The 11004-nt window shown below is 48.5% G+C and carries 12 protein-coding genes, 1 tRNA gene, 1 other RNA gene and 1 pseudogene; 2 read left to right on the top strand and 13 right to left on the bottom strand.

Annotated features, from left to right (window positions below; genetic code table 11):
- The 13 genes and pseudogenes from FP827_07210 to smpB form a co-directional block, all read right to left on the bottom strand.
- The coding region (locus tag FP827_07210) for a response regulator (protein MBA3052854.1) at positions 1–186 on the bottom strand (186 nt) is incomplete at its 3' end.
- Between the two features lie 92 nt (positions 187–278).
- A complete protein-coding gene (locus tag FP827_07205) occupies positions 279–2189 on the bottom strand; it encodes a hypothetical protein (protein ID MBA3052853.1) in 1911 nt (636 codons plus the stop codon).
- A gap of 30 nt (positions 2190–2219) precedes the next feature.
- Positions 2220–2957 carry a hypothetical protein gene (locus FP827_07200; GenBank protein MBA3052852.1) on the bottom strand — a complete coding sequence of 246 codons (738 nt, stop codon included), beginning with the start codon at positions 2955–2957 and terminating at the stop codon, positions 2220–2222.
- A gap of 3 nt (positions 2958–2960) precedes the next feature.
- Positions 2961–3275: a P-II family nitrogen regulator gene (locus FP827_07195; GenBank protein MBA3052851.1), complete on the bottom strand. Its 315-nt coding sequence runs from the start codon at positions 3273–3275 to the stop codon at positions 2961–2963.
- Between the two features lie 11 nt (positions 3276–3286).
- Positions 3287–4153, bottom strand: a complete 867-nt coding sequence (locus tag FP827_07190; protein MBA3052850.1) for a tetratricopeptide repeat protein — start codon at positions 4151–4153, stop codon at positions 3287–3289.
- A 1-nt stretch (position 4154) separates the two neighbouring features.
- Entirely contained in the window at positions 4155–4832 is a 678-nt protein-coding gene (locus FP827_07185) for an OmpA family protein (protein MBA3052849.1), read from the bottom strand.
- A complete protein-coding gene (locus FP827_07180; protein MBA3052848.1) occupies positions 4829–5497 on the bottom strand; it encodes an OmpA family protein in 669 nt (222 codons plus the stop codon). Before FP827_07180 ends, FP827_07185 begins: the two co-directional genes overlap by 4 nt.
- Before the next feature lie 89 nt (positions 5498–5586).
- The gene (locus tag FP827_07175) at positions 5587–6351 is read right to left on the bottom strand and encodes a hypothetical protein (protein ID MBA3052847.1); all 765 of its coding nucleotides are present in this window, start codon (positions 6349–6351) and stop codon (positions 5587–5589) included.
- A 5-nt stretch (positions 6352–6356) separates the two neighbouring features.
- The gene (locus FP827_07170; protein ID MBA3052846.1) at positions 6357–7370 is read right to left on the bottom strand and encodes a hypothetical protein; all 1014 of its coding nucleotides are present in this window, start codon (positions 7368–7370) and stop codon (positions 6357–6359) included.
- A gap of 47 nt (positions 7371–7417) precedes the next feature.
- Positions 7418–7669 (bottom strand): hypothetical protein, encoded by a 252-nt coding sequence (locus tag FP827_07165; GenBank protein MBA3052845.1) that lies wholly within the window; start codon positions 7667–7669, stop codon positions 7418–7420.
- Positions 7670–7733: 64 nt separating this feature from the next.
- Positions 7734–8195: a GAF domain-containing protein gene (locus FP827_07160; protein ID MBA3052844.1), complete on the bottom strand. Its 462-nt coding sequence runs from the start codon at positions 8193–8195 to the stop codon at positions 7734–7736.
- Between the two features lie 100 nt (positions 8196–8295).
- Positions 8296–8644: a transfer-messenger RNA gene (gene ssrA, locus FP827_07155) on the bottom strand.
- Positions 8645–9073: pseudogene (gene smpB, locus FP827_07150) on the bottom strand (SsrA-binding protein SmpB).
- Between the two features lie 23 nt (positions 9074–9096).
- On the opposite strand from smpB, the gene FP827_07145 reads away from it, so the two are divergent.
- Both FP827_07145 and FP827_07140 read left to right on the top strand, forming a co-directional pair.
- Positions 9097–9180: transfer RNA gene (locus FP827_07145), tRNA-Leu, on the top strand.
- A gap of 72 nt (positions 9181–9252) precedes the next feature.
- On the top strand, positions 9253–10923 hold the full coding sequence (locus FP827_07140) for a Na/Pi cotransporter family protein (protein ID MBA3052843.1): 1671 nt from the start codon (positions 9253–9255) through the stop codon (positions 10921–10923).
- Positions 10924–11004: the final 81 nt, after the last annotated feature.

Here is an 11004-nt window from a genome sequence, read left to right as displayed (position 1 = left end):
TCCGCTCAAATACGGAAGCCGCAGATCCAGCAGCACCAGGTCAAAATCCTCCTGATAAAGCCTGGCCAGCGCCGACGGGCCCTCTGATTCATAAAAAACATCAAAACCTTCGTGCATGAGCGTAAAACCGTTCATGGTTCTGATACCCGGGTCATCGTCCACAATCAGCACTTTTTTAGTTTTCATGCTATATCATAGTTTTTTTCCGCAGGGCTGTCTACGTGATTTATGTCACCAAACTGCCCGGCCCCGGAAATGTAACGGGAATCCTAATTACATTAGAAACTGTAGTGAAGGCGGAAGAGATAACCCGTGGAACTGTAATCCTCGGCGTCAGTTGTTTCGTCGTTTTTCTCAACGCTGACACCGGTTGTGACGGAAAGATTTTTGCGGGCGTTATAGGTGATTTCAGCCGAGTAATTCTGCGTATCTGTTTTCACATTGTCCGCGAGCTTCTCCCTTGAAGTTTTTGAACCGTACAAAAACAGATTCAGCGTTTTTGTGAACTTGACATTGGCGCCAAGCGAAAGAGAGGTCGTCTCATCAATAGACAGATCGTACAGATTCTTTGTTTCGTTACTTGTGTAGCCGGCGTCAAAAGACAAAAAAGAACCAATGGCTCCGGAATAAGCGAAAGAGAAAACACCGGTGTCAAGATCCTGCCCGGTGACCGTTGAGGCGTAATTCCTGAAAGCCGACTCGGAAATTCCCGCCGAGATCATCTGGCCCCCTATCCGGTAGCTCAGGCCCATATTCAGCCCTTTCGTCTCATTACTCAGCACGGTGACGGAACTGCCCTCCACTTTGTTCAGCGTGGATGAAACGCTGATGCCCGGAAGATCTTTCACATTGATCTGGAAACCGTAATTTGACACGGTCTGCTTTGTCGTGTCTCTGTCCGCGTCATTCTCCAGGTTATCTTCCGAGGATTGAACACCGCCGGAAAGCCTCAGGAATTGAAAAGGAGAATACCCCCCGGACACCTCGGAGCTCTCTCTGTCGGGATAAAGGCCGGGGCTTGAGAGGCTTAAAAAATCCGCTTCCGCTTTCTGGTATTTCCCTTTCAAATTAAACTTTCTTGTAAAAAACCGCGTTTCAAACCTGTATGCCGCGCCGGTTGTTGAAACCCCGCTGTCGTATGAGTCACTGCCGGCGATATACTCTTTTTCCCTGCGCGAGCTGGAGGCGAACTCTCCCTTCACATCCATAAACCCGCAGGCCCAGCGCATCTCGGAACTCAAAACTTCGTTCGCTATTGCGGAATTCGCGGGGCCGGGATCGCTGATGGAACTTTCAGAATCGTATGTCTGAACACCCGATAATTTTAAACCGAAACCTGCCGGCAGTTTCACAGACGCGTTGAGGCCGCCCGTGTATCTGGCATAAACGCCGTTGGAGGTGGCGTCTCCCTCAGCCGCCTCCTGCGTTCTTATATAAGCGCCGGAAAAATCGGCGGAACGGGTCATATAGTCCAGAACAAGACCGCGTCCGGCGAGAGAATAAAGCGACAGCGGAGAAAATTCAGGCATCACATCACCGGCTGACACTTTATATTTCCTGGCGAAAAGAGACAGATAAATGGAATCAATGTCAAATCTGTCATCTTCCGAAGAATAAGCATTTGAATTAAATATCAGCGTACTGTCATATAATTTACCGAGGAGATTGGCGGAAACAGAGCCCTGATAATCCGCGCGCTGGCTGTTCTTGTAGAGAAAGGACATGTTCCCGTTGAGGAATAACGGCTTGTATTTTTTTTCCTCCACGGCCGCCGCTTTGACGCTGAAATCATAAAAAGCGCTTGTGAGTATATTCTGGCCTTTTTTATAGAGCATCACCCTGAACTGATAGCGCCCGGAATAGGAAAAAGGGATCTGATGAGACGCGAGTATAAGAGAGGATCCCCCCTGCGGCACATCGGAAGGCAGTTTAAAGCCCTGCGTTTTGCCTATATATTTTCCCGACGAATCAAAAAGCTCTATAACGCAGTTGATATCAGTTTTCGCCCAGGCGGCCGTTTCCTTATTCAGCATTATTATCTGGAAAGTCAGCTCGTCGCCCGCCTTGGCCGGATCGGGCGCGGCTACGGCAAGCTGTATCTCCGCCGGCGATTGCGCCACTAAGGAAGAGGCTGCTCCGGCAATCAAAAACAAAATCGCCGTCGACATTACAAGTAATATTTTTTTCACATTCATAAATTCCATCCTAAAATACTATATTTATAATCCGGAGGCAATCAGCAGAAATGACAGGCCGGGCAGAAGAAAACTCCCCATGAGCCTGCTGTAAACCGGAAAATTAGTGTCATATAATTTCAGCGCCGCCGAGGATGCCGCCAAAAGAACAGCCACCGGCGGGAATATATCGCCGCCGCACTCCTGCCAGATATTCCTTTTCAGGCTCAAATAAAAAATGATCGCCGCCGCCGACAAAAGGAACATAACGCAGCGCGAGACCGTAAAACCACCTGCGGAAAAAAATTTAACGGCCCTGTAATAATACAGATTTTTCGCGAACGCAAGGGAAAAAAGGAATATAAATGCCGAGGCCCAGTAATAATAAGGCCGCAGCCCCCTATGTATCTTCAGAAGCCGGAGATGAAACACATAAGCGTACTCCGATAGCGTCCTCTTTTGCACTATTTCCTTTTCCTCGCCCTCGGGGGAAAACATCTTATTGAATTTTTCTATGACCGGCGCTTTTCTCTCCGCCTGCATGGTCTTATGGATCTCAGCCATGATCTGGCGTTCTTCCGAAGAAATCCCGCTGTCACGGCTGGAGGAAAGATCATCCAAGGTCTTCTGCTGTTCCGGAGAGAGCCCCGAATATTTTTCTTTGAATTCCCCCAGTGACGCGCCGAGCTTCTTCGCCGATTCCGGCACATAGGGCTTAACGCTCACACTTTTAGACAGGTACAGCGCGGCGCCGGCGACGATTATAAAAAAAAGCGTCTTCACAAGTCAGTCCCTCTGGTAAAACCCCACAGCCCGTTCAACATCCTGGATGAAGGCGAAACCCTTGCCGGGTTCCTTCAGATGCGCCAGCTCCACGATCTTATTGAACACTTCATCCGCTTTTTCAGCGGGCACAACCGTCGTAAAAACTTCCTTCTCCGGCTCTATCAGACGGCCGATGAAACCTATCTTTTCCCGCACGCCCGTGCCGCGGGCGTAATGACTCGTCACGCCGTAGCCCGTTGACGAGGATATTTTTTCTATGATCTTATCAGCCTTTCCCCTCTCAACTATGCAGGTAATGATCTTGAAATCGCTCATTTAAACCTCCTCTATTTTTTCCCGCCGGTTTTTTTCTTTTTTCTATCCAGCAGATTCAGAAATTTTTTCACATCTTTGTTTCCTGGATCTGTTTTAAGCGCCAGCTGCCAGTTTTTACGCGCCTCATTAAAATTGTTGAGCGCATAATACGCCGAACCTTTTCTCATAAGGGCGAGGGTGCTGCTCTCATCAAGCGCGAGAATCCTGTCGCAAAACATGATCGCGCCGGTGTAATCGGCTTTGTAAATAGAATCAAGCGAGCTCTGGAGCAGCTGTTTCATCAGATCCATGCCCGCTATCAGCTTAACGCGGGATCTTGCCTCGGGGTATTTTTTTTCCATATAAGAGAGCAGGGCGGAAATTTTCCTGCCGAGGGCAATGTCCTTATTTAACTGCTCGGCATATATGGCCGCGTCAAACATAAGCGCGGGATTTTTATCAAAATAAGCGTGGACGCTTTTTCTCAGCATGATCGGCACCTTGCCGGAGCCCGAACAATCTTCGGTGATTCCGGCTATTTCACCGAGCTTGTCTTTTTTTTCGGCGAGGCCCGGATATGCCGGGTCAATATCCAGCACCCTGCACGCGGCGTCATGGGCGATGAACCATTTTCCGGCCTGCATATTTTTTTCAAAGGCCTGCACCCGCGGCGCGAGCTCCTGTTTTATCTTGCCTCTCGTGAATTCTATCATTTTATGCGGGGGCACCTGTTCGGGATCTATTTCAAGTATCCTCTGCCAGCACCTGATCGCGTCGCTGTATTTGCCCGCGCTGAAATTTTTCACGGCGGAATTATACAACGCGCCTATATCATCCGCGGCCGGGCACAGGGAAACAGAGGCCAAAAACACGGCGGCGGAAATACATCCAATCCTCATATCAGGTTTTCGCGCCTTCTCTTCGTGCCGTTTCACGCAGGATGCTGATCTCTATGCGCCTGTTGCGGCTGCGGCCGGCGCTGTCGGTGTTCGGCGCGACAGGACTGTGTTCTCCGAAACCATAGGCGGAAAATCTTGTCGGCGGTATTTTCTCAACATCTATAAAATACCTGATCACATTAAATGCCCGCAGAGTTGAGAGCTCAAAATTCCCGCCGGGGAGAGCCCTGAAAGGGATGTCGTCCGTGTGGCCGGCGACATTCACCTTGTTGCGCGTTTCCCTGAGCACCTGCGCAACTTTAAAGAGGACATCGCGGCTGCTTTCTTTAAGTTCGGCGGAACCCGAGTCAAAAAGCACGGGGCTGTCCAGCATTATCTTTATTTTCCTCGCATCCATCTGAATGACGCCTTTTTCGGAACCGAATATTTCCTCCATTTTCTCGGCCGTTTCAACATCCCCGGATGAGTGCTTTTCACGCGAAACCCCCTCCTGCAGCTTCGCTATGACCCCCTCGTATTCAACGCCCGACTTTAACGATATGGTATAAAGAATCATAAAAAAAATCATGCACAGCAGCATCATCGTGCCGTAAGGCGTTTTCCACGAGGACGGATCGAATCTTTTCTTTTCACCGATTATTCTGTCGCTCCGCCGGCGTCCGGCGATGAAACTGCTCACTCTATATCCTCCTTGAGGAGGACGATTTCTATCCTGCGGTTTTTCTGCCTCTGCGCAAAATCATCATTGGAATAGCGCGGGAAATATTCGCCGTATCCCGCGGCGATGCACCTGTCAGGCGGCAGGCCGCGGCTGACAAAATAATTTATAACATTCACCGCCCGGCGCGCGGAAAGTTCCCAATTTGACCTGAAATCCTGACTTTTTATCGGTACATTGTCGGTGTGCCCCTCCACCACTATTCTGTAAGATGTCATTGACAATGTCCTTGCTATGCCCCTTAACAACGCTTTTGTTTCGGGCTTCAATTCCGCGCGGCCCGAGTCAAAAAGAACAGGAGTGTTCAGGACAAGCCTTATCTGGCTTTCGGAAGTTTCAAGATTTGAGTATTTGTTCAGATCGCCCCGGCTCATCATTTGTTTAAGATTAGAGCTTGTTTCGTCTTCCGCGAATTTTTTCAGCACGCCGTCGGCCTTACGCTGAAGGATTTTTTCCCTGTTCCCCGCCGAGCTCAGCGCGGCATACATTTCCTGCTGGCGGCTCTTGGAAAGTCTCGTAAAACCGTATAGCAGCAGAAAAAAAAGCATCAGGTTGGTCGTCATATCGCAGAAAACAGTCAGCCAGATGGGTTCTTTCGCGGCTTGTTTGATCGGACGGAATATCATGCCTTATTGGGGACGGTTCCTAATACACCGCCTCACCCGATGCGCCATCCCCATGAGGCTGTCATATTAAGAAACGTTTCCATTTGCCATCATTGCTGTTTCGCGCGGATCTGCTTTGACAGGAATGCGTCAAGACGGCGCATGGTTATGGACGGCACCTCGCCGTTGAGAACAGATTCCAGCCCCTCGGCTATGAGTTCCTTAGCGAGTATTTCCTCTCTTGAATATTCCCCCAGCTTCAGCGATGCCGGCAGAAAAAGAAAATTCGCGCCGAAAATACCGTAAAAAGTCGTCGTCACGGCAATGGCCATTGAGGCCCCCATGCTCTGGGGGTCCTGCAGGTTTTTAAGCACCTGGATCACGCCGATCAGCGTACCCAGCAACCCGAAAATCGGAGAAAAGGTGGCCATCGCCTGAAGAACCCCCGATGCCCTTTCATGTCTCTGGGCCACGGAAAAGATTTCCTGCCGCATGTTCTCGACAATAATGTCTTTTTCCACACCGTTCGCAATTTTTTTTATGTTTTCCGAAAGAAAATGATCTTTCGTCCTCAGCTTCCCGTCCGAGAGCGTCATAATCCCCGATTTTTTCGCCTCGGCCGAAAGAACAGCCATATCCTTTATAAGGCCGCCTATGTTAATTTTCGGCGGCGGAAAAAAAATAAGCTTAACGGCGCGCGGAAGCTGAACAATGGTTTTAAAAGGGAAAGCTATCATGGTGGAGCCCAGTGTCCCGCCGAAAACAAGAATGGCGGCGTCCAGATTGAACAGCAGATAGACAACATCCCCGTGGAGCATGACAATATATATCGCGCCGCCGCCGATGGCAAGGCCCAGAACCGTCATTAGATCCATAAAATTTAAGTCTCCGTTGAATCAGTTTTCAGCAGGCCGTCTCTTCTAAGGCGCGACACTAAGCGCGAAAGATCCTTCTTTTCCGCGAGCAGTTTTTCCTTACCCGAACCGGCGCCGAGCTCTATTTCCTCGCTCAGCCGCGATGATATGCCTTCAGGCAATTTACCGAGCGCCTTCTTTCTCATATCTTCAGGAAGAGTCCTCAGCACATCGGCAAATGAAACAGGATTAAAATGCTGGTAGACGAGCAGCAGGTTTTCCGTGCTCATTTCCGCAAGATGCGACGGCCTGAAAACGGACTTCCTGAGTTCTTCGGAGAAAGCGCGGTCTTTCTCGCCTATAAACGCGATATATTCATCCATTTCCTCATCGGAGAGATTTTCCAGTATGTCTGAAACGACCTCTTTGCCGCCGACAAAAAAATCAAGTTTCTGCCTCAGTTCGTTCTCCCACCTGGAAACTTCTTCACCCGGAAGAGACCGCGTATCAGTCAGGCGGGCAAGGGCATCGCCGGCGAGTTTCCTGTCCAGACCTGAAAGAATAGCTCCTGATAAGCCGGGGGCGTAATTCAAAACAAGAGCTATATTTTCCGGTTTTTCTTTTTTGAGCAGAAATATAAGTTTATCCGCAGTCTCCGGTGTCAGAAAAGAAAAATGCCCTTTTTCTTCCGAGGATATACCGCGACCGCGGGAATCAGGATAAAGCGACGGCGATGCCGTCAGTGCAGAAGAAAAACCTCCGGCTGTTCCGACAACATTTTTCTCGCCCGAATCCCTCACCGCCTGCGATACCGCGTCGGCAGAACCCGGAAAAGTCTTCGTGACAAAAATGAAAAAAGCGGCCAGGCCCGCGCCCAGGAACGCCGTGAACAAAAGACCCCATAAATGAGGAGGATAGATAATATCGGACCAGCTGAATGGGTTTTTTCTGAAATTGATCCTCTCTATGGAGAGGATATCGCCCCTCTCCGCATCCATGCCGAGCACGCCGGCCGATACCTCTTTGATGACCTTGACCATGCTTTCCGGTAGACTGTTGTCGACTATGATCTGCGCTGAAAGTTTTTTTATTTTTTCGCCGTATCGCCCAGCTGCAGGCCGGCGATGCCCAGGCCGAGTTTTTCCTGGAGCGGCACGCCCGGCAGCACGACCTCGTCTTCTTCATCCTTGCCTTCATCACTGCCGACAAGCTGAACATCTATGACAATGATCAGTTTATCTGTACCGATTATTTCGGTTAATATCCTGTGGAGACGCTCTTCCAGATTTTTTTCTATGGCGATCTTCGTCTGTATATCCGCGCCCTGTTGAGCCGCCAATAACTGCGCAGGGAGAAAAAAAGCCAGAAATGCCGGTAAGAAGCGCAATCTCATTATTACTGGCTTAAAATTCCGCGGCGATGATATCGGCTATGATCTTGGCGGTGTCCAGATTATCCTGTGTCAGGATATCTTTTGATGTGGATTTTTTTGCGTTGATCACCCCTACGACTTTACCGTTTTTGACTGCCGGCACGCTCAAACCGGATGATATTTCCTCATATTTTTTCAAATGGGTGAAATTTTTGTTGTGGGAAATGTCCCCGACGATCAGGAAGGGCTTCTTTTCGGCGGCGGATCTCCCCGCTATCCTTTCTCCGACCTTGACGCGGATTCCCAGTTTCTTGCCGGCAACTTCAGCGCTCTCTTCTCCCGATGAGACTATTTCGATCTCATCCGTGTCATCGTGCTTCATCATAAAGGAACAGCCGTCCGCTTTTATGAGTTCCGCCAGGATTTTAAGGGCCGTTTCCACAACTTTTTGTTTTTCCGCTCCGAGTTTAGCATCACTGACAAATACAGGCATCTGTGTATCCTCCTAATCTTCGCTTCGAGCGCATCCGCGCTTCCAAAACCCCAAACACGGCAAGCCAAGCAGTTGGCTTGCTCCACCTTTACTTTAAAACTACTGGAGGTGGCGGGAGTCGAACCCGCGTCCGATAAAGCACCTTCCGGGTATCTACAGGCTTATTCTGCGTTTTAAATTTCCCCAGTAGCCGTCTTCCGCAGACGAAATACGGCAAGGGTAGTTTCCTGTTTTCTCACGCGAAAGAGGGAAACGCTCTTCCGCGCCAGCTCACCTGATGTCGGCGTCATCCCGGCCGGCGAACGTGCCGGGGACACCGGGTAACCTTTAGCAGGTTGCCATTGCCATGTTGTTGGCAGTTTAAAGCGGTCGAATTTATATGCGGCCCACGACCATCCGCAGCCTGCTGCCTGAAAAGGACACTGTCACCGTCGAGACCTTTCACCCCCTATTTCCTTCAGAATAGTCTTTTTCTTCAGGGTATCCCGCTTGTCATAAAGTTTTTTGCCTTTGGCAAGCGCTATCTCTAACTTAACCAGTCCACGTTTAAAATACAAACTAAGAGGAACAACTGTCAAGTTTTGAAGAGATTGTTTCTCTCCTATTTTTTTAATCTCTCTTTTATGCAGCAGCAAACGCCTCTCCCTGTCGGGATCCGGCCTGTCCAGTCCCGAATACTCATACGGATTTATGTGCATGCCCACCATAAAGGCTTCTGCGCCCAGAAGTTTCACATACGCGCCCTCAAGGCTTACATTTCCCATACGCACGGATTTAACTTCACAGCCTTTCAGCTCTATTCCAGCCTCGTATTTGTCAAGGATCTGATAATTAAAATGTGCCTTTCTGTTTCTTATCTTTATTGACTTCGCTTCCATATTAGATTATTATAGCAAATACAGCCGGAGTGGCGGAACTGGCAGACGCGCTGCGTTCAGGGCGCAGTGAGCACTAGCTTGTGTGGGTTCAAATCCCACCTCCGGCAAAACACATTCCAAAAAAATCTTCACCGCCGCAGCGTGTTTTGAATTAAACAAACATTTGATACAATCCCGCTATGACCACGGAAACGCTGTTTATGCTGATGGGAGGCCTTGGGTTTTTCTTTTTCGGTATGGAACTGATGTCGGACGGCCTTAAAAAGGTTTCCGGGGAAAAACTTAAAGCATTCTTACACAGCGCAACGAAAGTTCCGGCGATGGGGGTTTTCGTCGGGGCAATCGTAACCTGCTTGATTCAGTCTTCCAGCGCAACGACAGTTATGACGGTAGGTTTCGTTAACGCCGGGCTTCTCTCCCTAAGCCAGGCAATAACCGTTGTTATGGGCGCCAATATCGGAACCACCTTCACCGCATGGCTGGTATCCTCAATGTCAATATTTAAAGTTACCAACTACTCACTGCCGGCAATAGGAATAGGTTTTATGCTGATGAAATTCGGCAAAACCAGAAAGGCGAGATCTTTCGGACAAGTCATACTTGGTTTTGGCCTGCTGTTCACAGGACTTTCTTTCATGAAAGATGCTTTTGTACCTTTAAAGAACAGCTCTTACATAATAAATATATTCGCCACATTAGGCCAGAGCCCTATATTGGGTGTCTTGACCGGAATCATTTTTACAGTTCTGTTGCAAAGCTCGAGCGCGACAATAGCCATTGTTCAGGTGCTGGCTTTTAACGGGGTCTTAGGTTTTCCGGCGGCAATAGCAATTGTACTCGGTGATAATGTGGGAACGACAATAACCGCTCAGCTGGCCGCGCTGAATACAAATATAGCGGCAAAGAGAACCGCGATGGCCCATACTTTGTTTAATGTATTAGGAACTGCTTACATGATGTTTTTCCTGTACACAGGCCTCTACGAGAAAGCGGTATATTTAATTATCCCCGGTGAAATATCGTCAAAAAGCATAATGTTCTACATTGCGGTGGCCCATAGCTTGTTTAATATCGTAAACACCATAGTATTTCTGCCAATGGTCGGCTGGCTTGAAAAAATAAGTATCCTTATGGTTCCGAAAAAAGAAGGGACTGTGGATATAGGGACTCAGTATCTTGAAAAACATATTCTCGCAACACCGGGGATAGCGCTGGATATGATAAAAAAAGAAACGGGCTATATGCTTAGCTTGGCTGCAGAATCAGTTTCATTGGCCTTTGAAAGTTTTATAAACAACGAAGTAAACAATATAAAAAAAGTAGCGAAACTGGAAGATGCCGTCGACAATCTGCAATCGGAGATAACACAGTATATTGTCGAACTTTCCGGTAAGACCCTGTCCGAGGATGAAAACAGCCAGCTGCCGGTGCTGATCCACAATGTCAATGATATAGAAAGAATCGGAGATCACTCAGAAAATATTACTGAACTTGCCGAAAGGAAAATTGAAGAGAAGCTTCCTCTAACCGCGGAAGCTGTCTTAGAGTTAGATCTTATGTGGGCTGAATTAAACAGCATGATGACAGAAACAGGACAGCTTCTTGCCGGCAGCGATATATCCGGCGCAAAAAATATACTGGAGCATGAAGAAAAGATAAACCGTTTTCAGAAAAACCTGAAAAACGGGCATGTGGACAGGCTGAACAAAGGAGAATGTAACCTGAAATCAGGCATATTGTTTCTTGATCTTGTGGATAACCTTGAAAAAATCGGAGACCATCTGGCAAATATCACAGAGGGTATTATGGGCGATATGCAGTGGAAGGGTCAAAAACATCATCAAAGATAGGGGGACAGTAGTGCGTACGCATATATTCTGCGGCAGAAAAAAATCCGCTATAACCGGCTGTATCCGCAAAGGCGTTAAAGT

The organism is Candidatus Omnitrophota bacterium (assembly GCA_013791745.1).
Taxonomy (GTDB): Bacteria; CG03; CG03; order CG03; family CG03; genus CG03.
Note: the sequence above shows the minus strand (reverse complement) of the source record. Positions and strands in the feature narration are given on the sequence as shown.